Origin of the sequence: Ferrovibrio sp. (assembly GCF_025869515.1) — a bacterium.
Classification (GTDB): Bacteria; Pseudomonadota; Alphaproteobacteria; order Ferrovibrionales; family Ferrovibrionaceae; genus Ferrovibrio.
The window spans coordinates 13,459-39,384 of sequence record NZ_JAOZVR010000105.1 but is presented as its reverse complement, the minus strand read 5'-3'; the positions used below and the strand labels follow the sequence as shown (position 1 = coordinate 39,384).

At 64.9% G+C, this 25,926-nt stretch carries 25 protein-coding genes and 1 pseudogene; 20 read left to right on the top strand and 6 right to left on the bottom strand.

Features of this window, described 5'->3' with window-relative positions:
* From OJJ21_RS18525 to glcF, 6 genes and pseudogenes are all read left to right on the top strand, one after another.
* A pseudogene (locus OJJ21_RS18525) lies at window positions 1-323 on the top strand (methyl-accepting chemotaxis protein); the annotation flags it as partial.
* A 143-nt stretch (window positions 324-466) separates the two neighbouring features.
* Entirely contained in the window at window positions 467-592 is a 126-nt protein-coding gene (gene ykgO / locus OJJ21_RS18520) for a type B 50S ribosomal protein L36 (protein WP_144066828.1), read from the top strand.
* Between the two features lie 119 nt (window positions 593-711).
* On the top strand, window positions 712-1,470 hold the full coding sequence (locus OJJ21_RS18515; protein ID WP_297688566.1) for a FadR/GntR family transcriptional regulator: 759 nt from the start codon (window positions 712-714) through the stop codon (window positions 1,468-1,470).
* Between the two features lie 4 nt (window positions 1,471-1,474).
* Window positions 1,475-2,962: an FAD-linked oxidase C-terminal domain-containing protein gene (locus OJJ21_RS18510; RefSeq protein ID WP_297688564.1), complete on the top strand. Its 1,488-nt coding sequence runs from the start codon at window positions 1,475-1,477 to the stop codon at window positions 2,960-2,962.
* Between the two features lie 121 nt (window positions 2,963-3,083).
* Window positions 3,084-4,322, top strand: a complete 1,239-nt coding sequence (gene glcE, locus OJJ21_RS18505) for a glycolate oxidase subunit GlcE (RefSeq protein WP_297688562.1) — start codon at window positions 3,084-3,086, stop codon at window positions 4,320-4,322.
* Between the two features lie 3 nt (window positions 4,323-4,325).
* Window positions 4,326-5,636: a glycolate oxidase subunit GlcF gene (glcF, locus tag OJJ21_RS18500; protein ID WP_297688560.1), complete on the top strand. Its 1,311-nt coding sequence runs from the start codon at window positions 4,326-4,328 to the stop codon at window positions 5,634-5,636.
* A 26-nt stretch (window positions 5,637-5,662) separates the two neighbouring features.
* Here glcF and OJJ21_RS18495 read toward each other — a convergent pair whose 3' ends face one another.
* Both OJJ21_RS18495 and OJJ21_RS18490 read right to left on the bottom strand, forming a co-directional pair.
* Window positions 5,663-5,884, bottom strand: a complete 222-nt coding sequence (locus tag OJJ21_RS18495) for a hypothetical protein (protein ID WP_297688558.1) — start codon at window positions 5,882-5,884, stop codon at window positions 5,663-5,665.
* A gap of 94 nt (window positions 5,885-5,978) precedes the next feature.
* Complete coding sequence (locus OJJ21_RS18490) at window positions 5,979-6,812, bottom strand: AraC family transcriptional regulator (RefSeq protein ID WP_297688556.1); 834 nt, start codon at window positions 6,810-6,812, stop codon at window positions 5,979-5,981.
* Window positions 6,813-6,972: 160 nt separating this feature from the next.
* Here OJJ21_RS18490 and OJJ21_RS18485 point away from each other — a divergent pair, with 160 nt between their 5' ends.
* A complete protein-coding gene (locus tag OJJ21_RS18485) occupies window positions 6,973-7,350 on the top strand; it encodes a VOC family protein (protein WP_297688554.1) in 378 nt (125 codons plus the stop codon).
* A 2-nt stretch (window positions 7,351-7,352) separates the two neighbouring features.
* Complete coding sequence (locus tag OJJ21_RS18480) at window positions 7,353-7,751, top strand: SRPBCC family protein (protein ID WP_297688552.1); 399 nt, start codon at window positions 7,353-7,355, stop codon at window positions 7,749-7,751.
* Between the two features lie 18 nt (window positions 7,752-7,769).
* On the opposite strand, the gene OJJ21_RS18475 is transcribed toward OJJ21_RS18480, so the two are convergent.
* On the bottom strand, window positions 7,770-8,303 hold the full coding sequence (locus tag OJJ21_RS18475; protein WP_297688550.1) for a low molecular weight protein-tyrosine-phosphatase: 534 nt from the start codon (window positions 8,301-8,303) through the stop codon (window positions 7,770-7,772).
* Window positions 8,304-8,419: 116 nt separating this feature from the next.
* Between OJJ21_RS18475 and OJJ21_RS18470 the strand changes: the two genes are divergently transcribed.
* Window positions 8,420-8,911: a nuclear transport factor 2 family protein gene (locus OJJ21_RS18470; protein ID WP_297688548.1), complete on the top strand. Its 492-nt coding sequence runs from the start codon at window positions 8,420-8,422 to the stop codon at window positions 8,909-8,911.
* On the opposite strand, the gene rlmJ is transcribed toward OJJ21_RS18470, so the two are convergent.
* The gene (rlmJ, locus tag OJJ21_RS18465) at window positions 8,908-9,765 is read right to left on the bottom strand and encodes a 23S rRNA (adenine(2030)-N(6))-methyltransferase RlmJ (RefSeq protein ID WP_297688546.1); all 858 of its coding nucleotides are present in this window, start codon (window positions 9,763-9,765) and stop codon (window positions 8,908-8,910) included. The two genes, OJJ21_RS18470 and rlmJ, sit on opposite strands and share 4 nt — an antisense overlap.
* 65 nt (window positions 9,766-9,830) lie before the next feature.
* Window positions 9,831-10,451 (bottom strand): glutathione peroxidase, encoded by a 621-nt coding sequence (locus tag OJJ21_RS18460; protein WP_297688544.1) that lies wholly within the window; start codon window positions 10,449-10,451, stop codon window positions 9,831-9,833.
* A 155-nt stretch (window positions 10,452-10,606) separates the two neighbouring features.
* Between OJJ21_RS18460 and OJJ21_RS18455 the strand changes: the two genes are divergently transcribed.
* Complete coding sequence (locus OJJ21_RS18455) at window positions 10,607-11,755, top strand: EAL domain-containing protein (protein WP_297688543.1); 1,149 nt, start codon at window positions 10,607-10,609, stop codon at window positions 11,753-11,755.
* Window positions 11,756-11,764: 9 nt separating this feature from the next.
* Here the strand turns inward: OJJ21_RS18455 and OJJ21_RS18450 are convergent, their stop codons facing one another.
* Entirely contained in the window at window positions 11,765-12,574 is an 810-nt protein-coding gene (locus tag OJJ21_RS18450; protein ID WP_297688541.1) for an HAD-IIB family hydrolase, read from the bottom strand.
* Between the two features lie 131 nt (window positions 12,575-12,705).
* On the opposite strand from OJJ21_RS18450, the gene OJJ21_RS18445 reads away from it, so the two are divergent.
* From OJJ21_RS18445 to OJJ21_RS18400, 10 genes are all read left to right on the top strand, one after another.
* Window positions 12,706-13,143 (top strand): MaoC family dehydratase, encoded by a 438-nt coding sequence (locus OJJ21_RS18445; protein ID WP_297688539.1) that lies wholly within the window; start codon window positions 12,706-12,708, stop codon window positions 13,141-13,143.
* Between the two features lie 34 nt (window positions 13,144-13,177).
* Entirely contained in the window at window positions 13,178-14,116 is a 939-nt protein-coding gene (locus OJJ21_RS18440) for a bifunctional riboflavin kinase/FAD synthetase (protein WP_297688537.1), read from the top strand.
* A gap of 197 nt (window positions 14,117-14,313) precedes the next feature.
* A complete protein-coding gene (gene ileS / locus OJJ21_RS18435) occupies window positions 14,314-17,145 on the top strand; it encodes an isoleucine--tRNA ligase (RefSeq protein ID WP_297688535.1) in 2,832 nt (943 codons plus the stop codon).
* Window positions 17,142-17,621, top strand: coding sequence for a signal peptidase II (lspA, locus tag OJJ21_RS18430; RefSeq protein WP_297688533.1), 480 nt, complete (start codon window positions 17,142-17,144; stop codon window positions 17,619-17,621). Before ileS ends, lspA begins: the two co-directional genes overlap by 4 nt.
* A 249-nt stretch (window positions 17,622-17,870) precedes the next feature.
* Window positions 17,871-19,832: a PAS domain-containing sensor histidine kinase gene (locus OJJ21_RS18425; RefSeq protein ID WP_297688531.1), complete on the top strand. Its 1,962-nt coding sequence runs from the start codon at window positions 17,871-17,873 to the stop codon at window positions 19,830-19,832.
* 152 nt (window positions 19,833-19,984) lie between these two features.
* On the top strand, window positions 19,985-20,617 hold the full coding sequence (locus OJJ21_RS18420; RefSeq protein ID WP_297688530.1) for a DUF3035 domain-containing protein: 633 nt from the start codon (window positions 19,985-19,987) through the stop codon (window positions 20,615-20,617).
* Between the two features lie 31 nt (window positions 20,618-20,648).
* Window positions 20,649-22,016, top strand: a complete 1,368-nt coding sequence (locus tag OJJ21_RS18415) for a pitrilysin family protein (RefSeq protein WP_297688528.1) — start codon at window positions 20,649-20,651, stop codon at window positions 22,014-22,016.
* Window positions 22,016-23,338, top strand: coding sequence for a pitrilysin family protein (locus OJJ21_RS18410; protein WP_297688526.1), 1,323 nt, complete (start codon window positions 22,016-22,018; stop codon window positions 23,336-23,338). The genes OJJ21_RS18415 and OJJ21_RS18410 overlap by 1 nt, the downstream gene beginning before the upstream one ends.
* A gap of 4 nt (window positions 23,339-23,342) precedes the next feature.
* A complete protein-coding gene (mutL, locus tag OJJ21_RS18405; protein ID WP_297688524.1) occupies window positions 23,343-25,244 on the top strand; it encodes a DNA mismatch repair endonuclease MutL in 1,902 nt (633 codons plus the stop codon).
* Between the two features lie 136 nt (window positions 25,245-25,380).
* Entirely contained in the window at window positions 25,381-25,908 is a 528-nt protein-coding gene (locus tag OJJ21_RS18400) for a protoglobin domain-containing protein (protein ID WP_297688522.1), read from the top strand.
* The last annotated feature ends 18 nt before the right edge of the window (window positions 25,909-25,926 follow it).

Here is a 25,926-nt window from a genome sequence, read left to right as displayed (position 1 = left end):
GGCTCGACCAGATCAATACCGCCGTGGGCAGCATGGACGAGATGACCCAGCGCAATGCCGCCCTGGTGGAAGAAAGCACGGCGGCGGCCCAGACGCTCAACAACCAGGCGGTTCAGCTCGCCGAACTGGTTGGTTTCTTCAAGGTCGATGCCGGTATGCCGCATGCCATGCCGGCGACCCCGGCCGGCGCCGCGCCGCGCCCGCTGGCCCATTCGGTCGCAAAAACGCCGGCCCTGGCCAGGGTCGCGTCTGCCCCGAAAAAACCTGCCCTGGCCGTGGCTGCGGCCAAGCCTGCGGCGGCTGAGGACTGGCAGGAATTCTAGGCGCTTGGCTGCGTCATTTCGGACCTGATTTCCGGCGGGTTTTGCGGTTGACAGGCTGCGGACCCGCCGGTATGGTCCCGCCACTTTTCCGCCGGGCGGGTTAAGGCTGCGTCCGGTTTTTTTATTTCCTGAGGTCAGGTGTCATGAAGGTCGTGAATTCCCTCAAGTCGGCCAAGGGCCGTCATCGCGATTGCCGCGTCGTGCGCCGCAAGGGCCGCGTCTACGTGATCAACAAGACCAACCCGCGCTTCAAGGCGCGCCAGGGTTAAGCCCCTAGGATTGCTTGGTTTTTAAACGGCCCGGTTGCTCTGCAGCCGGGCCGTTTTAGTTTTGTCTTGACGGCAGGTGCGATTTGCAGGATTTGTCAGACAAGCTGACAAATATCGCCATGCCGAGCCCTACTATCCCTGTCGATCTCATTCTTGCGGAGCTGCCGCGCAGCACCGGCCTCAGCGCCATGCTGGCCGGCCGGCTGGCAGCCTCGATTCGGGCCGGCGAATTCGGCCCGGGCGACCGGCTGCCGACGGAAAAGCAGCTGGTCGAGCGCTTCTCGGTCAGCCGTGCCGTGGTGCGCGAAGCCATCGCCCGGCTCAAGACCGATGGCTTCGTCGAGACCCGGCAGGGGGCGGGAGCCTTTGTGGCGCCCAGGCCCGGCCTGGCCAATTTCCGCATCGCCGCGCTCAATAACGAGATGGGCCTCCTTGATGCGGCCGATCTCGCCCATGTCTTCGAGCTGCGCGGCGTGATCGAGGCCGGCATGGCCGAGCTGGCGGCACAGCGGCGCTCGGCCGCCGACCTGGCCGCGCTGAATGCGGCCTTTGCCCAGATGGAACAGGCGCTGCAGAGCGACGACAACGGCGCCGCAGCCGACGACAGCTTCCATGCCGCCGTGGCGATGGCGGCGCATAATCCCTATCTGGCGCAGTTCGCCGCCTTCCTGGCCCAGCATTTCTCCGCCACCCGCGCCCTGACCTGGCAGCCCGCTGCGCGCAGCAGCGGCAGCACGGCAGCCGCCCAGGCCGAGCACCGCGCCCTGCTCGATGCCATCACGCGCGGCGATCCCGGGGCTGCCGGTGCCGCCGCGCGCAACCATATTACCGAAGCCGCCGGCCGCTATCGCGCCGCCGATAAGCAACCCAAAGGATGACGCCATGCTGATGCCGGCGCCGGAACAGGACATCATCGCTCAGCGGCTCGACCTGATCGCGGCTTTGCGCGCCCTCGTGCCGGGCGAGGGGGTGATCGCCGACGAGACCTCCTTGCGCGCCTTTGAATGCGATGGCCTCACCGCCTATCGCCAGCTGCCGCTGGTCGCCGTGCTGCCCAGCACGGTGCAGCAGGTTTCCGACGTGATGAAACTGTGCAACAGCCGCGGCGTGAAGATTGTGCCGCGCGGTGCCGGTACCTCGCTGTCGGGCGGTGCGCTGCCGCTGGCCGATGGCGTGCTGCTCGGTCTTGGCAAGTTCAACAGGGTGCTCGATATCGACTGGGACAATCGTTGCGCCGTGGTGCAGCCCGGCGTCACCAATCTGGGCATCACCCGTGCGGTCGAGCATCGCGGCTTCTACTATGCGCCCGATCCCTCCAGCCAGATCGCCTGCACCATCGGCGGCAATGTGGCGGAGAATTCCGGCGGCGTGCACTGCCTGAAATACGGTCTCACCACCAACAACATCCTCGGCGTCGAGATGGTGCTGATGAACGGCGACATTATCCGGCTCGGTGGCAAGCATCTGGATGCCGAAGGCTATGACCTGATGGGCATCATCTGCGGCTCCGAGGGGCTGCTGGGCGTCATCACTGAAGTCACCGTGCGCATTCTCCCCAAGCCGACGACCCAGCGCGCCGTGCTGGCCGGTTTCCCGACATCCGAATCCGCCGGCGATTGCGTGGCGAAAATCATCGCTGCCGGCATCATTCCCGGCGGCATGGAAATGATGGACCGGCCGGCCATCCATGCCGCCGAGGATTTCGTCCATGCCGGCTATCCGCGCGATGTCGAGGCGCTGCTGATCATCGAACTCGACGGACCGCCTGCCGAGGTCGACGACCTGCTGCTGCGCGTGCGCGCGATTGCCGATGCCTGCGGTGCCGTCAACTGCCGTGTCTCGCAGAACGAGGACGAACGGCTCAACTTCTGGGCCGGGCGCAAGGCGGCTTTCCCCGCCGTGGGCCGCATCTCGCCGGATTATCTCTGCATGGACGGCACCATTCCGCGCAAGGCGCTGCCGCTGGTGCTGACCCGCATGGGCCAGCTGTCGGAGAAGCATGGCCTGCGGGTCGCCAACGTCTTCCATGCCGGCGACGGCAACCTGCATCCGCTGATCCTCTACGATGCCAACAATCCGGGCGAGCTGGAGCGGGCTGAAGAGTTCGGCGCCGATATCCTGCGGCTCTGCGTCGAGGTCGGCGGCGTGCTGACCGGCGAGCATGGCGTGGGCGTGGAAAAACGCGACCTGATGCCGGCGATGTTCACCGAGGCCGACCTGGCGCAGCAGATGCGCGTCAAATGCGCCTTCGACCCCAACCATCGCCTCAACCCGGGCAAGGTGTTTCCCGTGCTGCATCGCTGCGCCGAACTCGGGCGCATGCATGTGCACAAGGGCCAGCTGGCCTTTCCGGATTTGCCGAGATTTTGAAGTGATGCAGACGCAATACTTATACAGGAACGTCACCCTCGGACTTGATCCGAGGGTCTCAGGCCGTATGGCCAAAGATGCTCGGGTCAAGCCTGAGCATGACGAACTAAGGCAGTGATACATGCCTGAGACCTTCATCCCGTCCGGCACCACCGATGTGGCCGACCTGGTCAAATGGGCAGCCGCAGAGACCAGGCCGCTCAGCCTGCATGGCCATCGCAGCAAGGCAGGCCTTGGGCGCCCGGCGCAGACCGAATACGCGCTCGACATGAGCCGCCTCAGCGGCATCCTCGATTACGAACCGGCCGAGCTGGTGCTGACCCTGCGCCCCGGCACGCTGGTTTCCGATGTGGAAAAGCTGCTCGGGGCGCGCAACCAGATGCTGGCGTTTGAGCCGCCGGATTACGGTCCGCTCTGGGGCGGAGCAGCGGCCCGCGGCACCATCGGCGGTGCCATTGGCTGCAACCTCGCCGGACCGCGCCGCTTCAAGGCCGGTGCGCTGCGTGACCATCTGCTCGGCTTCATCGCCGTTTCGGGCCGCGGTGAAATCTTCAAGGCCGGGGCCAAGGTGGTGAAGAATGTCACCGGCTACGATCTGCCCAAACTGGTCTGCGGTGCCTATGGCACGCTGGCGGCACTCACCGAGGTGACACTGAAGGTGCTGCCGGCGCCGGAAAAGACCCGTACCGTGCTGGTCTTCGGCCTCGACGATGCCCGCGCCATCCAGGCGCTCGCCGCCGCTGCCGCCTCGCCGCATGAAGTGGCCGGGCTGGCGCATCTGCCGGCCGCTGTGGCCGCGCTCTCCGGCGTCGCCTATGTCGCCAGGGCCGGCACTGGCGTCACCGCCGTGCGCATCGAGGGTACGGATATCTCGGTGAAGGCGCGCTGCGAGGCGTTGCGCGATCTGCTCGGCAGCTTTGGGGCGCCGCTGGAAGAACTGCATTCGATGAACTCGGCCTGGCTGTGGCGCGAGATCCGCGATGCCGCCGCCTTCGCCCTGCCGCAGGACCGCCTGCTGTGGCGCCTCTCCACGGCACCCCTGAGTGGGCCCACGGTGACAGCCGTGATTGCGCAGGCGCAGCCCGAGGCGCGTTTCTTCTACGACTGGGCCGGTGGGCTGGTCTGGTTGTCGCTGCCGCCGGCCGATGACGCCCATGCCGCCCTGGTGCGTGGTGCGATCGCCGGAAATGGCGGCGGCCATGCCACGCTGATCCGCGCCGATCTCGCCACCCGCGCCGCCGTGCCGGTGTTCCAGCCGCAGCCGGAAGCATTGGCCGCGCTCAGTCGCCGCGTGAAAGACAGCTTCGACCCGATGAATATCCTCAATCCGGGCCGCATGGCACCCAGCGCGGGAACCTGAGTCATGCAAACCTCCTTCACCCTCGCGCAGCTCGCCGATCCCGGGATTGCCGCCTCGAACGAGATCCTGCGCAAATGCGTGCATTGCGGCTTCTGCACCGCAACCTGCCCGACCTATGTGCTGCTGGGCGACGAGCGCGACAGTCCGCGCGGCCGCATCTACCTGATCAAGCAGATGCTGGAAGGCGGCCACGACGCCACCGAAGAGACCGTGCGTCATGTCGACCGCTGCCTCAGCTGTCTCAGCTGCATGACCACCTGTCCGAGCAGCGTGCATTACATGCATCTGGTCGATCATGCCCGCGCCCATATCGAGGAAACCTATCAACGCCCGCTGATGGACCGCCTGCTGCGCACTGTGTTGGCGCGCGTGCTACCCAATCCGGGCCTGTTCCGCTTCAGCCTGCGGCTGGCGCGGATCGGCAGGCTGTTCCGTTTTCTGCTGCCGGCCAGGCTGAAAGCGATGGTGGCGCTGGCGCCGCGCCATCTGCCGCCGGCCTCCGATCTCGACCGGCCGCAGGTGTTCCGCGCCGAGGGCGAGCGCCGCATGCGGGTGGCGATGCTCACCGGCTGCGCCCAGCGCGTGCTCGACCCCGAGATCAATGCCGCCACCATCCGGCTGCTGACGCGTCATGGCTGCGAGGTTGTGGTCGCGGAAAGTGCCGGCTGCTGCGGCGCACTGACCCATCATATGGGCAGGGAAGCCGATGCCCATGCCAGGGCCAAGGCCAATATCGCCGCCTGGTATCGCGAACTGGAGAGCGAGGGGCTGGATGCGGTGGTGATCAATGCCTCGGGCTGCGGCACCACGGTGAAGGATTACGGTTTCATGCTGCGCAGCGATCCGGCCTGGGCAGACAGAGCCGCGAAGATCGGCGCGCTGGCGAAAGACATCACCGAGGTGATGCGCGATCTCGGCCTCAGGCCCAGCGGCAATGCCGAACCGATCAGCGTTGCCTATCACAGCGCCTGCTCGCTGCAGCATGGCCAGAAGATCACGGCGCTGCCCAAACAGCTGCTGGCGGAAGCAGGCTTTGCGGTGAGGGATGTACCGGAGGCGCATTTATGCTGCGGCTCGGCCGGCACCTATAATCTGCTGCAGCCCGAACTCTCGGCGCAGCTGCGCGACCGCAAGGTGGCGAATATCGTCTCCACCCATGCCGATGTGGTGGCGGCTGGCAATATCGGTTGCCTGATCCAGATCGGGAGTGGGATGGACAAGCCGGTGCTGCATACCGTGCAGCTGCTCGACTGGGCGACCGGCGGGCCCCGCCCGGCCGCACTGGGCGCCAAGGCTTTGGCGGCGCCGGTCTGACCGTCAGCGTCTGACGGCCGCGATTATCATTTCTTGACTTGCGAGGCTTCGACGCGGGCGCGGCACTGTTCTTCGGCCACCATGCGCTGCTGCTCGGTCAGTTTCTGGCCGGCCCGCAATGAACTGCGGATTTCTTTCATGCAGGCCTCGATAGCCGCGGCCTTGCTGTTCTGGGCCTGGGCCGGCTGGGCAAGCGGCAGGCTGCCGGCGGCAAGCAGGATTGCGAAGGTGTAAGCGAGACGACGCATGAGGCCTGATCCTGAATGAAGCGATAACGCCGGCTTTGTACGGGATAATGCCCCTGAAATGAAAGTAACTTTTCAATCACTACACGGATTGCCGTCAGGCTGCGATCAACCTGCCATGCGCGCGACGGAAATTGCCAGGTGTGGTGCCGAACCGGGCCCGGAAGCCGGCATTGAAGGTCGAGAGGTCGCCAAAGCCGGCATCGAAGGCAATGCTGCTGATTGGCTCGGCGGAGGCGCACAGGCGCTGCGCGGCCTGGTGCAATCGCAAACCGAGCAGATACTGATGCGGCGTCAACCCCACGATGCGGCGGAAGCTGCGTAGGAAATGATATTTGCTCATGCAGGCGATCGACGCCAGCGCGGCAAGATCGAGCGCGTCCGCCGTATGACTCTCGATATGGTGCAGCACCCGGCTGATCCGCCGCCCGTCGCTGGGCGAGGGGGCGCTCGAGCGCGCATTGCCGCCGGCCACGGCGTCGACCACGGTTTCCGCCATCTGCAGCGCCAGTTCTTCCACCGCCATGCGATCCAGGTTTCTGCCGGGCGCATTCGCGGCCAGGGCTTCCAGTTCCACCAGCGGGCGGGCCAGCGGCTTCAGTGCCGGCAACATCGCGGCGGTGAAGCGGAAGCGTGCGGTGCCGGCGGCACTGGAGGCGATTTCATCGAATAATACCGGATTGAACTGCAGGCTGACGCAGCGATCGCCGCGACTGTGTTCATGGCCGCATTCGAAGCAGCCCCCCGGATTGCCCAGCATCAGCGCGCCGGGGTAGAGCAGGGCGCGGCCGCTGTCGCAGCGATACTGGAACGATCCCTCCACCACGGCGGCAATCGTGGCGAAGGCATGCTGCTCCTCGAAGCGGCGATCCTGCGGTCCGGCCTGGCAAGTGAATTCGCTCAGGCACCAGTCGGCGTCGCGCGCGATCACCCGGGAAATCGGGGTGGCGGGCGCCGGAATTTCACCCGGGTGAGGAACCGTCTCATTCATACGGCAAGAATAGCAATTTTCCCCAAGCGCCGATACCGGCAACCGGGCGATGGTGCGCCCCCCGGCGCGGGATGCTGCCGGAAATTTGCAGGAGAAAATCATGCTCAATCACGTGTCCATCGGTGTCCGCAATACCGCGAAAACCAAGAGCTTTTACGATGCGGTGCTGAAGCCCCTCGGCTATCGCTGCCTCAGCGAGGGTGAAGGGTCGCTCGGTTATGGCGACCAGGCGGTGGTGCTGTGGATCAGCCAGACCGACAAACCGGTGCCGGCCGATGCGGCCTCGGGCCTGCATTTCTGCTTCGACGCGCCGGACCGCAAAAGCGTCGATGCCTTCCACGCCGCTGCGCTCGCGCAGGGCGGCAGGGATAACGGCAGGCCGGGCCTGCGTGCCGATTACGGCGATAACTACTATGCCGCCTTCGTGGTCGATCCTGACGGCTATCGCCTGGAAGCCTATTGCGGCAAGGTCGCCTGAAAATGCCGACCATCCGCAGGGAAATGTCGATTGCCGCCAGTGCCGATGATGTCTGGGCAGCCTTTCGCGATGTCGGTGCGGTACACCGGTTGGCGCCGGGTTTCGTGACTGACTGCCATATCGACGGGGAGTGCCGTATGGTCACCTTTGCCAATGGCATGGTGGCGCGCGAACTGATTGTCGATATCGACGATGCGGCACGCCGCCTGGCTTATGCCGTGATCGGTGGCCGCCTCACGCACCACAACGCCTCCTTCCAGATCGTGGCGGAAAGCCCCGGGCGCTGCCGTGTCATCTGGCTGGCGGATATGATGCCGGCCGACCTGAAGCCGGTGGTGGAGGGCATGATGGACCAGGGCATGCTGGCCATGCATCGCAATCTGGAGCAGCGCGTGGCCTGACGGCGCGCTGCCGAGGCGTTATTCGAGATGCCGGTCAGCCAAGCTGCTGCGAATATCCGCCACCAGCGCCTCGGTGACTGCCTCGCACATGCGCCAGACCGCCTCGAAACCGTCGCCGTCGCCGTAATAGGGATCTGGCACGTCGCGGCCGAATTGCGGCGCATAGGACAGGTAGAACTTCAGGCGGTCGCGATGGTCCGGCGGGCAGAGTGCCTGCAGCTGGCGGTAATGCCCGTCATCCATCGCCAGCACCAGGTCGAAACGGGCGAAGTCCATGGCCGTCACCTGGCGCGCGCGCAGGTTGGCGAGATCGACGCCGTAGCGCCGCGCGGTGGCGATGCTGCGGCGGTCGGGCGGATCGCCGATATGGTAGTCATGCGTGCCGGCGGAATCGACCAGTACCCGGTCGGCCAGGCCGGCACGCAGCAGGGCATGGCGCAGCAGGCCATCGGCGGTCGGCGAGCGGCAGATGTTGCCGGTGCAGACCATCAGAACGGCATAGTCCGGTTTACGGGCGTCAGGACCGGGTTCGGCAGCGGGGCGGGGCGGCATACCCGGCAGGGAAACATTCGCCCTGCCCATATGCAAGACCCGACGCAAGGCCCGCCGTCCCGGGCCCGATCGGCCAAGGACTACCGTCCGGCCGCAACGCATTCTAAACTGCGGCGATGCCGACGCCGCCGCCCGACGACGAAACCGCCCTGCTGGACGCCAACGCCGCTTTTTATCGCGCGTTTGCCCAGCGTGACATCGACGCCATGGACGAACTCTGGGCCAAGAAGGCGCCGGTGGTCTGCATCCATCCCGGCTGGCCGCCGCTGATGGGCCGCGACGCGGTGCTGGAAGGCTGGCGGCGCATCCTCGCCAATCCGTCGCAGCCGGCTTTGCAGATGATGGCGCCGCGCGTCACGCTGTGGGGCGATGTCGCGCTGGTGCTGTGTTTCGAAAAGGTCGAGGACCAGTATCTGATTGCGTCCAACCTGTTCGTGCGCGAGGGCAAGGCCTGGCGGCTCAGCCATCACCAGGCCGGGCCGGTGGCGACGCCGCCGCCGGGCAGCGCCAGCAACGACGATCCCGAGCCGGATGACGACGATCTGGATGACGACGAGGATGATGACGACGATGACGATTTCGATCCGTCGTCCGGCACCATTCACTAGCCGGCTTTCACCAGCGTTGTGATGCGGACGCCGCCGCCGGTTTCGCGGATCAGGCGGCCTTTCAGGAAATCCAGCATCGGCGCCAGGGTTTCCTTCAGCTGCCAGGGCGGATTGACCACCAGCAGGCCGCTGCCGCTCATCTGTCTGGCATCCTTCGCCGGCCGCACGGTGAGTTCGATGCACAGTGTCTCGGATTTCAGCTCTTTCGCCAGTGCCGTTTTCCAGGCTTCGATACTCTTCTGATCCTTGATCGGATACCACACGACCAGCTGGCCGGTGGCCCAGCGCTGCTGCGCCGTCAGCACGGCCTTGCTCAGGATGGTGAACTCGTCCTTGGCTTCGAAAGCCGGATCGATCAGGGCCAGGCCGCGGCGCGGTGTTGGCGGCAGCAGGGCCTTGATCGCCGCGAAGCCGTCGCGGTGATGGATCGCCACGGCGGGATCGCGCCCGATATTGCGTTTCAGCGTCTCGGCATCCTGCGGATGCAGTTCGCACAGCGTCACGCGGTCGCCTGGCCGCACGCTGTCCTGCAGCAGCCAGGGCGAACCGGGATAGCGCCGCAGGCCGCTGCCGCCCGGCTTCAGTTCGGGATTCAGCCGCTTCAGGGCGGCTGTATAGCGCGGCAGGATTTTCTCCGCCTGCAGGTCGGCCAGCACGGCGCCGATGCCGAAACGGTATTCGCCGCTGCGCTGCGCCTCGTCGCCGGCCAGGTCGTAAAGCCCGATGCCGGCATGCGTGTCGATCAGATGCACCGGGTTCGGCTTGCGATGCAGCGCATCGAGCAGTTCGAGCAGTACGACATGCTTGAGCACGTCGCCGAAATTGCCGGCATGGAAGGCGTGACGGTAGTTCATGTCGCAAGCTTTACGGCATCGCTGCAGGCGAGGTAAGCGTCAGGCCCGACAGCGGGCTGCGGAATTCAGACCTTGGCCTTCAGCAGCGCCCTCTCGATGGCGCGGGTCACCTTGCCGTCGGTCGGCTTCACCGGGGTGGCGAAGCCCTCGATCAGGCGGCCGTCGCCGCCGATCAGGTATTTGTGGAAATTCCATTTCGGCAGCGCATCCTCACCCAGTTCGGCGGCGATCCAGCGATACAGCGGATGCGCCTGCGGGCCTTTCACCACCTGCTTCTCGGCCAGCGGGAAATCGATATCGAAATTCACTTCGCAGAATTCCTTAATCTGCGCGGCCGAGCCCGGCTCCTGGCCGCCGAAATCGTTCGACGGCACGCCCAGCACCACCAGACCGCGGTCGCGGTACTGCTTATAGATTTTCTCCAGATCGGCATATTGCGGCGTGAAGCCGCATTGCGAGGCGGTGTTGACCAGCAGCACCACCTTGCCCCTGAACTGCTTCATCGGCATCGGCATGCCGTCGATGGCCGTCAGCTCGAAATCATGCGCGGTCATGCCGGTGCTCCCTTTCTTGCTCATCTGCTGGGCCTGGACATTGCTGCCGAACGGGCCGAAGGCGACCAATACGGCCGCCGCCAGTGGCAGAGAGGCGAGGGCGCCGATCAGCCGGCGCCGCAGGGGCGGCATGGCCAGCTCCGTAAGCGATTGATTTCCTGTGTCCTTGTCGTGACCGGCCATCGATTCAGCCTCCATTAACGCTACCCCGGCTTAACTATAGCGTTACCACCCCGGCGGACCAGAGGCTTCTGGCCGCCATGCTATCCCTCCGGAGGCGCCGTCCGATGCCGACCCTGCTCACCCTTGCCGCGTTCTCGCTGATCGCGCTGGTCGCCGGCGTGTCGCTGACCCGCCTGGTGCCGGGCCTGGCCCAGCAGCATCCGGGCATCCTGGCACTTGGCCTGCTGATGCTGTTCTGGGCGGTGCGGGAAATGCTGCTGCGCCGCCAGGTGCAGCGCCGCCTGATCGCCGAGATCGAGCAACTGGCCGAAGAAGTGCTGCGCCTGCGCGACATGGAATTGGGTGCCGGTTCCGCCGCCATCGATGTGGCGGCCGAACCGGTCGCGCCCCGCCATGCCCGTCCGCATCTGGCGCGTCCGCATCTGGTCATGCCGGAGGCGCCCCTACCGCAGGTCGCCAACGAACCGCGCCTGGTCGTGCCCGATCCGATGCGCACGCCCGAGCCGCCGGATGACGGCACCCTGCTGGATGCAGTGCGCGATGCACTCAACAACAATCGTGTCGAACTGCATGTGCAGCCGATCGTCAGCCTGCCGCAGCGGCGCATCCGTTTCTTCGAATTGCTGGCGCGTCCGCGCGACGAGAACGGCAAGGCCTATGCCGCCGCGGCCTGTCTGCAGGCGCTGGATGCCGCCGGCCTGCGTGCCGAATTCGATGCACTGATGCTGCTGCGCGGCGTGCAGCTGGTGCGCAAGCTGGAACAGCGCGCCAAGGAAGTCGGCTTCTTCCTCAATCTGACGCCGGCCATGCTGGCCCAGGTCGAAACCTTCAATCCGCTTTATGATTTTCTCACCCGCGAACGCGAGCATGCCGCCAATATCGTGCTGGAATTCAGCTATGAGGGTGTGCGCGAACTCGATCGCAACGGGCTCTATCGTCTGGGCCAGCTTTCGGCGCTCGGTTTCGCGCTGTCGCTCGACGGCATCGACCGCTTCGATCTCGATTTTGCGGCATTGGCGCGCAGCGGTGTGCGCTTCCTGAAATTCAATGCGACTGCTTTTGCCGATGCTGGCGCGATTGCCCGCTCGCCGGTCGATCTGGCCGATCTGAACGAGATCTGCAAACGTTACGACCTGCTGCCGGTGCTGGCCAAAGTCGAGGCGGAAGGCGACCTGCTGAAACTCGCCGACCTGAATTTCCCGCTCGGCCAGGGCCTGCTGTTTGGCGCGCCGAAACTTGCCAAGGCCGCTTAACAGGGCGACTTAAGGCTTTTTTGCCGCAAGCAGGGCGTCAGCCAGTTCGACAAAACCGTTGCCGCCTTCGCCCGCTGTGACAAAGGCGGGCTTCGCCGCAATGCGGTCCAGAAACGGCCTCACATTGGCCACGCCGACGCTGTAGGGAAAATAGCCGAACATCGGGGCATCGTTCGGGCTGTCGCCGGCAAACACGATCTGGTCACGCACGCTGTCAAGGTTTTGACCGTACACCTCGTCGAACAGCACTCGCGTCATGGAGAGCTTGTCCCAATGGCCGAACCAGCCGTTGACATGAATCGAACTGACCTTCGCGGTGGCTCCGGCCGCCTCGAACAGCGCGACGATTTTGTCGATGGCGGCCTGCGGCAGTGGCGGCACGTCCTCGCAGAAATCCACTGCGAGGTCGCATTCGCGATACTGCTGGTCGGACGCCAGCGCACAGCCCGGCACCTCGCGCAGGATGGTTTCGCCCAGGCCCGTCAGCTTCCGTCGCGCCGCGGCGCGCTCGGCCTCGTTCTGGAAAAAACGGCGCCGCATTTTTTTCGCCGTGCGGTCGTAGCGCATGTACAGCGCGCCATTTTCGCCGACGATGGCATCCACCGGCCAGAATCGCGCGATCAGATCGCACCACCCGGCCGGGCGCCCGGTGATCGGAATCACCCTGAATCCGGCTGCTTCCAGCCGCTCCAGCGCCGCATAGGCCGCCGCCGGCAGCCGGCCATGCGTGGTCAGCGTGTCGTCGATATCGGTCAGCACATAACGGATTCCGCTGCGGTCTTGCGGCGGGAAAGCAGTCAACGGACGAATATCGGCCATGGGACGGGTATACAAATGTCTATGCTGCGGGTGCGAACGGGCGGGTTGCCCGGCGCGCAGGCGGGCGGCTATAGTCGCCGCACAAAAAAAGCCCGTCAACCGCTCGCCCAATCGCCCATAAAGGACCCGCCATGACCTATCAGGCCTTGCACGGCTATTACCTGGAAGACCTGCAGGTCGGCATGTCGGCTGAGTATTCCAAGACGGTGACCGAGGCCGATATCATCATGTTCGCCGACGTTTCGGGCGATACCAACCCGGTGCATCTCGATGAGGCTTTCGCCGCGGCAACCCCGTTCAAGGGCCGCATTGCCCACGGGATGCTGGGCGCCAGCCTGCTCAGCACGGTGTTCGGCACCAGACTGCCTGGGCCAGGCTGTATCTACGTCTCGCAGGACCTGCGCTTCAAGGCGCCGGTGCGCATCGGCGATACCGTTTTGGCCCGGGTGACGATCAGCGAAATCGTCTCCGAGAAGCGCCGCGTGACCTTTGCCTGCGAATGCCTGGTCGGCGATACTGTGGTGATTGACGGCGCCGCCAGCCTGATGGTCTCCCGCAAGGCCAGGTAGCGGCGCCCCTTTCGCCAGGGGTTTATCCGGTAACATGCGTCTTTTGCGTTCCAGCGCCAGTTTCCCGCCCGCGCTTCGCGGCGCCGTGGCGGCCATCGGTAATTTCGATGGCGTGCATCTGGGCCATCGTGCCCTGATCCAGGCCGTGCATGCCGAGGCCGACACGGCCGCAAAGCCGCGTGCCGTCATCACTTTCGAACCGCATCCGCGCCGCTTCTTCGTACCCGGCTCGCCGCCTTTCCGGCTGGATGCGCTGGAGACCAAGGCGCGGATTCTTGAAGGTCTGGGGATCAACGCCACGCTGGCACTGGCCTTCGATGCCCAGCTTGCGGCGCAGTCGCCACAGGATTTCGTCGACCATATCCTGGCCCGCGATCTGGGCCTCAGCCATGTGGTGGTCGGCTACGACTTCACCTTCGGCAAGGCGCGCGCCGGCAATACCGATATGCTGCGCGACCTGGGCGGCAGGCACAATATCGGTGTTACGGTGGTTTCCGCGCAGGGTGACTTTCAAAGGGATGGGGGCGAGGCCTATTCGTCCAGCCGTGTGCGCAGCCTGCTGGAGGCCGGCGATGTTGCGGCGGCCAACCGCCTGCTCGGCCGGCCCTGGGAAATCGTCGGGGTGGTGGAGCACGGCGACAAGCGCGGCCGCGAACTCGGCTATCCCACTGCCAACGTGGCGCTGACCGATTTCCAGATTCCGAAATTCGGCATCTATGCCGTGCGCTGCGTGGTGGATGGCGAGGTGCATGACGGCGTCGCCAGCTTCGGCATCCGGCCGACCTTCGACCAGACCGATGTGAAGCTGGAAGTCTATCTCTTCGACTTCTCGGGCGACCTCTACGGTCGCTCCATGCGGGTCGAATTCCACGGCTTCCTGCGGCCGGAACTGAAATACGAAGGGCCGGAGCCCCTGAAAGCCCAGATCGCCGCCGATGTCGAAGCGGCGAAGGCAATGCTGGCGGGCCGCTAGGCCGCACCGGACCCGCCTCGACAGTCCCGGGCCCAAATGCTAAATCATCGCCATGCTTGGGCAATTCGCCATATCGGTCGGCCTGCGGGCGCCGCGAATTAGCGGCCCGGTCCTTTTCTAAGGCCCGGGATTTCCTCGACTTTTTCCCAGATCATCGCGCCGGCGCAAGCCCTGAGGCGTGTCACCCGAGTTGAGCCATGACCACCGACTACCGCCCCACCGTTTTCCTGCCCGCCACCGATTTCCCGATGAAGGCCGGCCTGCCGGCCAAGGAACCGGAAATCCTCGCCCGCTGGGAGAAGATCGGCCTCTACGAAAAGCTGCGAGCCGACAGCAAAGGCCGCGAGCAGTATGTGCTGCATGACGGCCCGCCCTATGCCAACGGCCATCTGCATATCGGCCACGCGCTGAACAAGATCCTCAAGGACGTGATCAACCGCTCGCGGCAGATGATGGGATTCGATGCCAATTACGTGCCGGGCTGGGACTGCCACGGCCTGCCGATCGAATGGAAGATTGAAGAGAAGTACCGTTCTGCCGGCAAGAACAAGGACGAAGTGCCGATCGACGAGTTCCGCAAGGAGTGCCGCGATTTCGCCGAGCACTGGATCGGCGTGCAGCGCGAGGAATTCAAGCGGCTCGGCGTGATCGGCGACTGGAAGAATCCCTACACGACCATGAGCTTCGCGGCCGAAGCCCAGATCGTGCGCGAGATCCAGAAATTCCTGATGAATGGCGGCCTGTTCAAGGGCTCCAAGCCGGTGATGTGGTCGATCGTCGAACGCACCGCGCTGGCCGAGGCCGAGGTCGAGTATCACGAGCACACCTCGTCCACGGTGTTCGTGAAATTCCCGGTGGTGACGGCGAGCGTGAAGGCGCTCGAAGGCGCCTCCATCGTGATCTGGACCACCACGCCCTGGACCCTGCCGGGCAACCGCGCCATCGCTCTGTCGAAAGACGCCGAGTATCTGCGCCTGCGCATTGATACTGTGGGCGAGAAGACGCTGGCGAAAGTGGGCGATGAAATCATCGTCGCCAAGGATCTGGCCGAAACCGTGGCCAAGGCCTGCGCCATCGAAAGCTTCACGCCGGTCGCCACATTCAAGGGTGCCGATCTGGTCGGCACCATCTGCGCCCATCCGCTGCGCGGCCAGGGCTACGAGTTCGCCGTGCCGGTGCTGGCCGGCGATTTTGTCACCATGGATGCCGGCACCGGTTTCGTGCATATCGCGCCGGGCCATGGCGCCGACGACTACAATCTCGGCACCGCCAATGGCATTGAGGTGCCGCATACCGTGGATGCCGATGGCAGCTATTTCCGCCATGTGCCGATCTTCGGCGGCGACAGGCCGGCCCGCGTGCTGGACGATGCCGGCAAAGAGGGTGACGCCAACGGCCGCGTGATCGCCACCATGATCGAAGCCGGTGCACTGGTCGGCAAGGGTCGCCTGCGTCACCAGTATCCGCATTCCTGGCGCTCCAAGGCGCCGCTGATCTTCCGCAACACGCCGCAGTGGTTCATCTCGATGACCACCAACGACCTGCGCAAGAAAGCGCTGGCCGCCATCGATGCCACCGAATTCTACCCGGCGTCGGGCCGCAACCGCCTCTATGCGATGATCGAGCAGCGCCCGGACTGGGTGATCAGCCGCCAGCGCGCCTGGGGCGTGCCGATCGCGGTGTTCGAGAACAAGGAAACCGGCGAACTGCTGCGCGACGAGGAAGTCAACGAGCGCATCGTCGAGGCATGCCTCAAGGGCGGCGCCGATGCCTGGTTTACCGCGCAGCCGTCTGATTTCCTCGGTAACAAGTACAATCCGTCCGACTGGAAGATGGTGACCGATATTCTCGATGTCTGGTTCGATTCCGGCTCGACACACAGCTTCGTGCTGGAACAGCGCCCCGATCTGAAATGGCCGGCCTCGCTGTATCTCGAAGGTTCCGACCAGCATCGCGGCTGGTTCCATTCCTCGCTGCTGGAAAGCTGCGGCACCCGCGGTCGCGCGCCCTATGACGCCGTGCTGACGCATGGCTTCACGCTCGACGAGAAGGGCCGCAAGATGTCCAAATCGCTCGGCAATACCACCGAGCCGCAGGATGTCATCAAGCAGTCGGGCGCCGATATCCTGCGCCTGTGGGTGGTGTCGTCGGATTACTCGGAAGACCTGAGTGTCGGCAAGACCATCATCCAGGCGCAGTCCGATGCCTATCGCCGCCTGCGCAACACGCTGCGCTACCTGCTGGGCAACCTGGCCGGTTTCCAGGAATCCGAACGCCTGCCGCATGCGCAGATGCCGGAACTGGAGCGCTGGGTGCTGCATCGTCTGGCCGAACTGGGCCAGGTGGTGCGCGAAAGCTGTGAGGCCTACGATTTCCATCGCATGTATGTGGCGATCTACAATTTCTGCGCTGTCGATCTCTCGGGCTTCTATTTCGACATCCGCAAGGATGCGCTGTATTGCGACGCGCCGACCAGCATCCGTCGCCGTGCCGCCCGCACCGTGCTGGATCATCTGTTCGACTGCCTGGTGAAGTGGCTGGCGCCCTTCATCAGCTTCACCGCCGAAGAAGCCTGGCTGACCCGCTATCCCTCCGAGGACGGCAGCGTGCATCGCGAGTTGTTTCCTGCCATCCCGGCCGAATGGCTGGATGCGGCGCTCGGTGCCAAGTGGGAGCAGGTGCGTCGCGTGCGGCGTGCCGTCACCGGCGCGCTGGAAATCGAGCGCGCCGAGAAGCGCATCGGCGCCAGCCTGCAGGCGCATCCGGTGGTCTATGTCACCGCCGAAGATATCGCAGCCCTGCAAGACATCGATTTCGCCGAAACCTGCATCACCTCGGGCATCACCGTGCGCGAAGGCGAGGGGCCGGCTGAGGCGTTCCGCAGCGAGGATGTGAAGGGCGTCGCCGTGGTGCCGCAGCAGGCCTCCGGCCTGAAATGCGAACGCTGCTGGCAGGTGTTGCCCGATGTGGGCCATGTGCCCGGCCATGACGATCTGTGCCAGCGTTGCGCAGAAGCGGTCAGCGCATGATGCAGCGTCCGCCGGTATTCGGCCTGCTGGTCGCGGCCGCCATTCTGGTGGCCGACCAGATCAGCAAGGTGTTCTTCCTTGACCTGATGCAGCAGAATCCGGCCGGCATCGTGGTGACGCCGTTTTTCAACCTGGTCATGGTCTGGAATACCGGCGTCAGCTTCGGCCTGTTCCAGGAAGACAGCGATTTCCGCAGCTGGACGCTGATTGCGGTCGCGCTTGCCGTGTTGGTCTGGCTGGGGATATGGCTGTGGCGTTGCCGTTCGGGGCTGGTGGCCGCGGCGCTCGGCCTGATTATCGGCGGTGCCATCGGCAATGTGATCGATCGCTACCGTTTCGGCGCGGTGTTCGATTTCCTCGATTTCCATGCTTTCGGCCAGCATTGGCCGGCCTTCAACCTGGCCGACAGCGCCATTGTTGTCGGTGTCGGCTTGCTGTTGCTCGATGGGTTCCGGCCCCAGAAAACAACGCCTTAAGACGCCTGAAGGGGTGAATTACCACTTTTGGTGGTTATTCTGTCGATTCGTTGCGCCCGGGCGCGAATGGTGGCAGCATTATCTCGCAGGTGAGGCGCGGTCGAGAGGCAGGATGCTTCGGTCGGGGTGGACCGGACGGCAAAGCCGGTCCGGAATCGGAGGAGCGGCAGACGACAGGCGTCGGTCGTCCGCCTTACAGAGAGTTGCCGGACAATACTTTGTCCGGGCGACCCGCATTGCAGGACGCGCATGACAGCTCAAGCGCCCGCCCAACGCTCCACGCGCCGTCAGCTCTCCGCCCGACAGGTCAAAGTGACGGTGATTGCGGCCCTGGTGCTCGGCTTCGTCTCCAGCTTGTTCCAGATCGTTCTCGATATCCGCAACGAGGTCACGCAGCGCGAGTCAACTGTCACCCAGGTGATGGACATGCTGAACGACGCAGCCTCGCAGGCTGCTTACGCCCTGGATGAACAGCTGGCGGCCCGCGTGGTGAGCGGACTGCTGCTGTACCAGCCGATCTGGCGCGCGGAGATATACGACAACTACGGTCGCCGCATGGCCATGCAGGAGCGTGGCCAGAGCATCAGCCCGCCGGTGGAAGTCGAGGGTTGGGGGGCAGCGCGCCTGCTGACGGCTTTGCTGCCAGAAACCGACGAGATGCAGACGCGCCCGCTTTACGGCCCGCGCGATCGCGACCTGGTCGGCGAGATGCGTGTGCATGTTGATGGCACGCTGCTGGCGCGCAGCATTGTCAACCGTACCTGGGTGGTGATCGTCACCGGCTTTGTGCGCAATTTCATACTGGCGCTGATCCTGGCGGTGCTCTTCTACTTCACCCTGACGCGCCCGCTGCTCAATCTGGTGGCGCAGATCGAACGTGCCGATCCGCGGCGGCCGAAGGAAACCGGTATCACGGTGCCGAAAGGGCATGAATTCGATGAATTCGGCCTGCTGACCGAGCGGGTGAATGCCATTCTCGGTGCCGGTGGCGAATATCTGGCCGAAGTCGAACGCAACCGCGAAATGCTGCGCGCCGTGCTCGATGCCATTCCGGCGTTGATCAGTCTGAAAGATCGCGATGGCCGTTACATGCTGGTCAACAGCCGCGTTGTCGATGTCTTTGCCATGCCACCCGATGCCATCATCGGCAAGCATCTGCACGATCTTGCATTGCCGGGCCTCAGCGCCGAGCATCGCGAGGATTTCACCCGTTTCAGCGAGGAAAATGAGCTGGCCATGATTGCCAGCGGCGAACCGGTTTTGAATCTGGAGCGTACCTATTACCTGGTCGATGCCCCAAACCTGACCATGCTGGAAAGCAAGGTGCCGCTGTTCAATCCCAACGGCAGCATTGGCGGAACCATTTCGATTGCGCTCGATATCTCCGAGCGCAAGTTGGCCGAAAAGGCGCTGGACGAAGCCAATACAAGGCTGCGTGCCCAGGCCGAGGATCTTGAGCGGCTGGCCTCGTCATACGCCCGCGAACGCGAGCATGCCATTGCCGCCAATCGGGCCAAATCGGAGTTCCTGGCCAATATGAGCCATGAGCTGCGCACGCCGCTGAACGCCATTATCGGCTTCGCCGAGGTGATCACGCTGCGCATGTGGGGTGCCAATTCTGATCGCTATTTCGATTATGCCGAGGATATCGTGATGAGCGCGCGGCATCTGCTGCATGTCATCAATGACATCCTCGACATGTCGAAGATCGAGGCTGGCCGTTACGAGCTGACGCTGGAGGATGTCGATCTGCCCTCCGTGATCGGCGATTGCCTCACCATCGTGAAGGGGCGGGCGCAGGAAGCCGATATAGACCTGATCGACGAATTCCCTACCGCCCTGCCGCCGGCGCGTATCGATGCCCGCGCCATCAAGCAGGTTTTGCTAAACCTGCTGTCCAATGCCATCAAGTTCACGCCGTCGGGCGGTGCCGTGCATGTCACCGGCAGCTGCGATTCGGATGGCGCCCTGACCATCCGGGTGCGCGATACCGGTGTCGGCATCCGGGCCGAGGATCTGATGCGGATTTTCGAACCTTTCTGGCAGGGCGATCCCAATATCCGCCGGCGCAGCGAAGGCACCGGATTGGGGCTGGCGATCAGCCGTAAATTCGTCGAGCTTCATGGCGGCAGCCTGGCGATCGCCAGCAGCGAATCGGGCGGCACGGTGGCCACCATACGGCTGCCTGGCCACCCGCCCGCACAGGTCTGATCGGCGGGGCCGACACATTGGCTTGAACCGGTATGCCCGGCCGCGGAAAACCGCGCCGTTTTGCTGTCCGTATGCCCCAGGGCGCGCCCTTGTGCCGGAACCATGGCCAAGGCTAAAATCCCTCGCCTCGCGTTCAACAAGGGATCGATTTCATGAGTCGACCGAAGCCTGCCGGCCGACACCTACGCCTGCCCTTGATGGGCAGGCTGACTGCGCTGGCCTGCCTCCCGGTATTGCTCGGGGCGCTGACCGGCTGCGACACCACCAAGGACGCGCTTGGCCTGGCCAAGAAGACCCCAGATGAGTTTGTCGTCGTCACCAAGGCGCCGCTCGTGCTGCCGCCGGAATTCGGCCTGCGCCCGCCCGAACCGGGCGCACCGCGGCCGCAGGAAGTACCGGCGCGCGATCGCGCCGCCGCCGCCTTCGGCGGCACCAGCACGGATGCGGCCGGGCAGATCACGCCGCTCAGCCGCCAGGCTGCCGTCAACGTCCAGCCGCGTTCGCCCGGCGAACAGGCCCTGCTGCTGCAGGCCAAGGCCGGCAATGCTGATCCCGATATCCGCCGCAAAATCAACGACGAGTTCACCCAGCTGGCCGAGCGTGACCGCCGCTTCGTCGACCGCCTGATGTTCTGGCAGTCGCCGGAAGATCCGGGCGTTGCGATCGATCCTGCCAAGGAAGCCCAGCGTCTGCGCGAGAATGCCGCCACCGGCAAGCCGGCCACCGCCGGCACCGTACCGGTCATCAAGCGGAAAGAACGCGGCCCGCTTGAGGGGATTTTCTGACGGAGCCTTCCGCCGCCGACGGAGACATGCAGTGACGGAGAGAGCTGTGCCCAACCGCCTGATCGCCGTCCTGTCCGCCGCTGCCTGGCTTGCCGTCGCATCGTTCGCGGGCATGCCTGGCGACAGCCAGGCCCAGGTCTTTAACCCATCGCAGTTCATGCTCGGCAATGGCATGCAGGTGATCCTGATCGAGGATCATCGCGCGCCTGTCGCGCATCACATGGTGTGGTACCGTGTCGGCGCCGCCGATGAACAGCCCGGCATCTCGGGCGTGGCGCATTATCTGGAACATCTGATGTTCAAGGGCACGCCGGGCGTGCCGCCGGGTGAATTCTCCAAGATCATCGCCCGCGAGGGCGGCCGCGATAACGCTTTTACCTCGTCGGATTATACCGGCTATTTCCAGACCATTGCGCGCGACCGGCTCGAACTGGTGATGCGCATGGAAGCCGAACGGATGAGCCAGCTCGACCCGAAGGAGGCCGATGCGAAGCCTGAGCTGCAGGTGGTGATGGAAGAGCGCCTGAGCCGCACCGATAACAATCCGGGGGCGCTGTTCGGCGAGCAGCTCGATGCGGCGCAGTATCTCAGCCATCCCTATGGCCGCCCGGTGATCGGCTGGCCGGCGGAAATCCTGCGCCTGACGCTGGCTGATGCCATGACCTTCTATCGCAGCCATTACGCTCCCAACAACGCGATCCTGATCGTGGCCGGCGACGTGCGGCTGGCCGAGCTGAAGACGCTGGCCGAAAAGTATTACGGCATGATCCCGATGCGGCCGGTGCCGCCGCGCTTCCGCCCGCAGGAGCCGAACCAGATCGCCGCGCGGCGGCTGAGCATGACCGACGGCCGCGTCACCCAGCCGTCCATGCGGCGCAGTTATCTGGCGCCGAGCCGCTCGGCCGGCGAAAAGCAGCATGCCGTGCCGCTCGCCGTACTGGCCGAAATCCTCAACGCGCCGACCGGACGCCTGCATAGGATGCTGGTCAAGGGCGATGGCCCGGCCGTATCGGCCGGCGCCTGGTACAGCTCGCTGTCGCTTGATCCTGCCACCTTCGGCTTCGGTGCGTCGCCCAAGCGCGGCCGCAAGCTGGAAGAGGTGGAGGCTGCACTGGACGGGGTGATCGCGGGCCTGCTGGCCGAGGGCGTCACCGATGACGAGATGCGCCTGGCCCGCACCGGCATGCAGGCAGAAACCATCTATGCGCGCGACAGCCTTTCGGGCGCGGCCCGCATCTTCGGTGTCGCTCTCACCACCGGGCTTACGGTGGAGGATGTCGAGGCCTGGCCGAAACTGGTCGATGCGGTGACGCGCGAGCAGGTGCTGGCCGCTGCGCGTTATGTGCTCGATCTGCGTCGCTCGGTCACAGGCTACCTGCTGCCCAAGGAGCAGAGCTGATGCGTAAGCTTATTGTTGCTCTGCTGCTGGTCTGTGCCGCGGTCTCGGCGCAAGCCGCTCCCAAAATCGAGCGGATCACTACGCCGCTGGGCATCCAAGTCTGGTTCGTGCGCGAACCGGCGATCCCGATGCTGGCGCTGCAGGCGACCTGGCGCGGCGGCTCGTCCAGCGATCCGGTCGGGCAGGAGGGCCTGGCCCAGCTTGCTACCGGCCTGCTCAACGAAGGCGCCGGCGATCTCTCGGCCGATGATTTCCAGACCGCGCTGCAGGAAACCGCCATCGGCATGGATTTCGGCACCGAGCGCGACTACACCACGGTCACCCTGCGCACGCTGACGCAGCACCGCGCCCGCGCCTTCGACCTGCTCAGGCTGGCGCTGATGGCGCCCCGTTTCGATGACGAGCCGGTGCAGCGCGTGAAGGCGCAGGCCCGTGTGTCTTACGAGCGCAGCCGCGCCAATCCCAATGCCCTGGCCGGCGAACGGTTCGCCCAGCTGGCTTATGGCGATCATCCTTATGGCAGGCGGTCTTCGCCCAGCGCCGACAGTCTTGAGAAGATCGACCGGGCTGCGCTCGCCGGTTTCGCCCGTGCGTTGTTTGCGCGGGGCAATCTGGTGATCGGTGCGGTCGGCGATGTGGCGCCCGAGGATCTCGCCCGGCTGGTCGATGCCAGTTTTGGCGCGCTGCCGGCACAGCCGACGGTCGTTCTGCCGGCACCGGTGGTCCCGAAAACGGCGACGCAGCCCGTCGTGATCCCATTCCCCAATCCGCAGAGCATTGTCATCTTCGGCGCACCCGGCATCGCCCGCGAAGATCCGGACTGGTATGCCGCCACCGTGTTGAACCAGATTCTCGGCGGCGGCGGCATGAGTTCGCGGCTGTTCGAGGAGGTGCGTGAAAAACGCGGCATGGTCTATTCGGTCGGCACCCAGCTCTCGCCCTACAAGGCCGCGGCGCTGCTGTCGGGCTCGCTGGCGACATCGAATGCCCAGGTCGGCGATGCGTTGCGGCTGGTGCGCGCCGAATTGCTGCGCGTCGCCAAAGACGGCGTGACGGATACCGAACTGGCCTCGGCGAAATCCTTCATGACCGGCTCCTTCCCGCTGCGGCTCACGTCTAACGCGGCCATCGCCGGCATGCTGGTGGCGATCCAGAATACCGGCCTGCCGCCGGATTACATCGAGGCCTATCCCGGCCTGATCAATACGGTGACGCAGGCCGATCTCCAGCGCGTCGCGCAGCGGCTGTTTGCGCGCGACGATTATCTGGTGGTCGTGGTAGGCCAGCCGGCTGGCCTGGAAATACCAAAGCAGGGCGGCTGAATTCATGAACATCCGTCGCCTGCCGGAAACCCTGGTCAACCGCATCGCTGCCGGCGAGGTGGTGGAGCGGCCGGCCTCGGCCGTGAAGGAACTGGTTGAGAATGCCATCGATGCCGGCGCGCGCCGCATCGATATCGCCACGGCTGCCGGCGGTCGCACGCTGATCAGCGTCGCCGATGACGGCAAGGGCATGGCGCGTGAGGATCTGCCGGTGGCGGTGGAACGCCATGCCACTTCCAAGCTGCCGGGCGACGATCTGCTGAACATCCAGTGGCTCGGGTTCCGCGGCGAGGCCTTGCCCTCCATCGGCGCGGTGGCGCGGCTTGGCATCGTCACCCGCGAGCGCGACAGCGCCAATGAACAAGCCGGGGCCTGGCAGCTCGAGGTCGATGCCGGCAAGGTTGGCACGGTGAAACCCGCTGCTGCCGGTCCCGGCACCCGCATTGAGGTGCGCGACCTGTTCTATGCCGTACCCGCGCGCCTGAAATTCCTCAAGACCGACCGCGCCGAAGATCTCGCCGTGCAGGAAATCGTCAAGCGGCTGGCCATGGCGCATGCCGGTATCGCATTCACGCTACAGCAGGACGGCCGCACCAGCTTCCGCGCCGATGCCGTGCCCGACAATCTGCTCGACGATCCGGCTGACACCCAGAGGCTGGGCCGGCTGGAGCAGATTCTCGGCCGCGATTTCGCCGACAATGCCGTGCCGATCAGGGCCGAGCGCGAAGGCATCCATCTGACCGGTTATGCAGGTTTGCCGACTTACAATCGCGGCAATGCCCAGCACCAGTATCTCTTCGTCAACGGCCGCGCGGTGCGCGACAAGCTGTTCGTCGGCGCCGTGAAAGGCGCCTATGCCGATTTCCTCAGCCATGACCGCCATCCGGTGGTGGCGTTATTCCTGCAGGTGCCGGCCGAGCAGGTCGATGTCAACGTGCATCCGGCCAAGGCTGAAGTGCGGTTTCGCGATCCCGGCCTGGTGCGCGGCCTGATCGTCGGTGCGCTGCGCCATGCGCTGGCCGAGGCCGGCCATCGCGCCAGCACCACGGTGGCGCAGGCGGCTTTGGGCGCGCTGCGACCACAGACTGCCCCGGCCATGCCGCTGCCCTTCCAGTCGGCCTTCGGCGGCAATTCGCGCTGGCGCGGCTACGACAACCTGCGGCCCAGTTCCTTGCCGGGCCTGGCCGAGGCTGCGGCACTCTATAACGCACCGCAGGGCGACTTTTCGGCAGGCGATCTTGCGGCAGCGACGGAAACCGACGGTCTTGCGCCGGCGGCACGCAATGAGGATGCCGCCGCCGGTACTGCGCCCGTTCCGCTGCAGAGCTATCCGCTGGGTGCCGCCCGGGGCCAGCTGCACGAAACCTATATCGTGGCGCAGACCGCGGATGGCATTGTCATCGTCGACCAGCATGCTGCGCATGAACGCCTGGTCTACGAGCGCATGAAGATCAATCTGGAATCCGGCCGGGTGCCGCGGCAGGCGTTGCTGCTGCCCGAAGTGGTGGAGCTGACCGAGGCCGAGGCCGCACGGCTCACCGCCCGCGCCGACGAACTGGCCGAACTCGGCCTGCTGCTGGAAGGCTTCGGCGCCGGCGCCGTGGTGGTGCGCGAGGTGCCGGCGCTGCTCGGCGATGTGGCGGTGCAGACTCTGGTGCGGGACCTGGTCGATGCCATCGCTGAATACGACAATGTCCTGCCGCTCCGGGAAAAGCTCGAAGAGGTCTGCGGCACCATGGCCTGCCACGGCAGCGTGCGCGCCGGCCGCCGGCTGACACTGGACGAGATGAATGCGCTGCTGCGCCAGATGGAGGCGACGCCGCATTCCGGCCAGTGCAACCACGGCCGGCCCACCTATGTCGAGCTCAAGCTCGCCGATATCGAAAAGCTGTTCGGGCGGCGCTGAACCGCCTGACTATCACCGTATGCGGAGCAGGGCGCGGTCAAGCTGCGTTCGCGCAAGCCATTGTCTTTGCGTGGCTTGGCTGATCGCGCTAGGGTCGTATCGAACCGATACAGTCTGTTGTCGGGCGGGAGGAGAAATGGACGCTTATGTCCATGCCAGTCCGGAAGTGCAGCTTCTGGCGCGCAAGATCGATCTGCCGGCCCGCTTTCTGCGCTTCGAAATCACCGATCTGACGCGGCAGAATCTGAAAGCCGTCCAGCCGATCCTGCATGAGCATCTCAACGGCCTGTCCGCGCGCTTCTACGAATTCCTGCGCCGCTTTCCGGAGGCCGACCGCATTTTCCAGAGTCACGACAGCGAAGTGATCCGTCAGCATCTGCAGCGGCACTGGATGCGGGTGCTGCAGGGCCATTATGACGACGAGTATGTGATCTCCGCGCTGACCATCGGCTATGCGCATTACAAGGCCCATGTCTCGCCGCATATGTATATGGCGGGCTACAACTACTTCCTGTCCAGCTTCCTGCAGGTGATCACCACCGACTATCGCGGCAGCGATTTCGTCGCCGCGACCGGCTCGGTGTCGAAAGTGATCCTGTTCGACATGTCGATCACGCTCACGGCTTTCATGGTCAGCGCATTGCAGGGCGAGCCGCGCGAGTAATAGCGTTATATGCCGACC

What these genes read in the sequence shown, in the direction of transcription:
- ykgO (WP_144066828.1), top strand. Translation starts at nt 467, where the DNA reads ATGAAGGTCGTGAATTCCCTCAAGTCGGCCAAGGGCCGTCATCGCGAT.
- OJJ21_RS18495 (WP_297688558.1), bottom strand. Translation starts at nt 5,884, where the DNA reads ATGCGTCGTCTCGCTTACACCTTCGCAATCCTGCTTGCCGCCGGCAGC.
- glcE (WP_297688562.1), top strand. Translation starts at nt 3,084, where the DNA reads ATGCCTGAGACCTTCATCCCGTCCGGCACCACCGATGTGGCCGACCTG.
- OJJ21_RS18480 (WP_297688552.1), top strand. Translation starts at nt 7,353, where the DNA reads ATGCCGACCATCCGCAGGGAAATGTCGATTGCCGCCAGTGCCGATGAT.
- OJJ21_RS18450 (WP_297688541.1), bottom strand. Translation starts at nt 12,574, where the DNA reads ATGGCCGATATTCGTCCGTTGACTGCTTTCCCGCCGCAAGACCGCAGC.
- glcF (WP_297688560.1), top strand. Translation starts at nt 4,326, where the DNA reads ATGCAAACCTCCTTCACCCTCGCGCAGCTCGCCGATCCCGGGATTGCC.
- OJJ21_RS18425 (WP_297688531.1), top strand. Translation starts at nt 17,871, where the DNA reads ATGACAGCTCAAGCGCCCGCCCAACGCTCCACGCGCCGTCAGCTCTCC.
- OJJ21_RS18445 (WP_297688539.1), top strand. Translation starts at nt 12,706, where the DNA reads ATGACCTATCAGGCCTTGCACGGCTATTACCTGGAAGACCTGCAGGTC.
- lspA (WP_297688533.1), top strand. Translation starts at nt 17,142, where the DNA reads ATGATGCAGCGTCCGCCGGTATTCGGCCTGCTGGTCGCGGCCGCCATT.
- OJJ21_RS18420 (WP_297688530.1), top strand. Translation starts at nt 19,985, where the DNA reads ATGAGTCGACCGAAGCCTGCCGGCCGACACCTACGCCTGCCCTTGATG.
- OJJ21_RS18470 (WP_297688548.1), top strand. Translation starts at nt 8,420, where the DNA reads ATGCCGACGCCGCCGCCCGACGACGAAACCGCCCTGCTGGACGCCAAC.
- OJJ21_RS18485 (WP_297688554.1), top strand. Translation starts at nt 6,973, where the DNA reads ATGCTCAATCACGTGTCCATCGGTGTCCGCAATACCGCGAAAACCAAG.
- OJJ21_RS18455 (WP_297688543.1), top strand. Translation starts at nt 10,607, where the DNA reads ATGCCGACCCTGCTCACCCTTGCCGCGTTCTCGCTGATCGCGCTGGTC.
- OJJ21_RS18400 (WP_297688522.1), top strand. Translation starts at nt 25,381, where the DNA reads ATGGACGCTTATGTCCATGCCAGTCCGGAAGTGCAGCTTCTGGCGCGC.
- OJJ21_RS18460 (WP_297688544.1), bottom strand. Translation starts at nt 10,451, where the DNA reads ATGCCGCCCCTGCGGCGCCGGCTGATCGGCGCCCTCGCCTCTCTGCCA.
- OJJ21_RS18475 (WP_297688550.1), bottom strand. Translation starts at nt 8,303, where the DNA reads ATGCCGCCCCGCCCCGCTGCCGAACCCGGTCCTGACGCCCGTAAACCG.
- mutL (WP_297688524.1), top strand. Translation starts at nt 23,343, where the DNA reads ATGAACATCCGTCGCCTGCCGGAAACCCTGGTCAACCGCATCGCTGCC.
- OJJ21_RS18440 (WP_297688537.1), top strand. Translation starts at nt 13,178, where the DNA reads ATGCGTCTTTTGCGTTCCAGCGCCAGTTTCCCGCCCGCGCTTCGCGGC.
- OJJ21_RS18510 (WP_297688564.1), top strand. Translation starts at nt 1,475, where the DNA reads ATGCTGATGCCGGCGCCGGAACAGGACATCATCGCTCAGCGGCTCGAC.
- OJJ21_RS18410 (WP_297688526.1), top strand. Translation starts at nt 22,016, where the DNA reads ATGCGTAAGCTTATTGTTGCTCTGCTGCTGGTCTGTGCCGCGGTCTCG.
- rlmJ (WP_297688546.1), bottom strand. Translation starts at nt 9,765, where the DNA reads ATGAACTACCGTCACGCCTTCCATGCCGGCAATTTCGGCGACGTGCTC.
- ileS (WP_297688535.1), top strand. Translation starts at nt 14,314, where the DNA reads ATGACCACCGACTACCGCCCCACCGTTTTCCTGCCCGCCACCGATTTC.
- OJJ21_RS18515 (WP_297688566.1), top strand. Translation starts at nt 712, where the DNA reads ATGCCGAGCCCTACTATCCCTGTCGATCTCATTCTTGCGGAGCTGCCG.